Source organism: Streptomyces doebereineriae (assembly GCF_031845645.1).
Taxonomy (GTDB): Bacteria; Actinomycetota; Actinomycetes; order Streptomycetales; family Streptomycetaceae; genus Streptomyces; species Streptomyces canus.
In genome coordinates this window covers 1-482 of record NZ_JAVREZ010000151.1, presented here as the reverse complement: position 1 = coordinate 482, position 482 = coordinate 1, and the positions used below count along the sequence as shown (strand labels likewise).

The 482-nt window shown below is 65.4% G+C and carries 1 protein-coding gene; it reads left to right on the top strand.

The features are described 5' to 3' along the window. Positions 1–176: 176 nt before the first annotated feature. A partial coding sequence (locus tag RNB18_RS51175; protein ID WP_311720946.1) for a sigma-70 factor domain-containing protein occupies positions 177–482 on the top strand: 306 nt, incomplete at its 3' end.

Here is a 482-nt window from a genome sequence, read left to right as displayed (position 1 = left end):
CCTGCGCATACGTGGGTATCGAGCGCAGGTTTTCGACGGTCGGCGCCGGACAGGGTACTGCATGATCGCGAAAATGAATGGGCGGCATGGGAATTCTGTCCGGATTCCAGTCGTTGTTTCCATCGGATGCAGGGCACCCGAAAAGGTGTCGCGACCTACTCAGCAAGGGAGCACGCATGGCAACCCGTGCCGTCGCCCGTCGTTCGTCCGCCACTTCCGGTGAGACCGACCGGGCAAGCAGTGTTCGCGCCGTGGGCGGGGAAATCGCCGATCGCGACCTGGTCGGCATGTACCTGGACGAGATCGCTCGTACACCGCTGCTCGACGCCGCCAAGGAAGTCGACCTCTCCCAGTCCATCGAGGCGGGCGTCTACGCCCAGCAGGTCCTCGACGGCGAGGTGGAGAGCGACGCCGGGGGCGCGACGCGTGAGGAGCTGGAGGCGCTGGTCGCCGAGGGCGAGCGCGCCAAGGACATATTCATC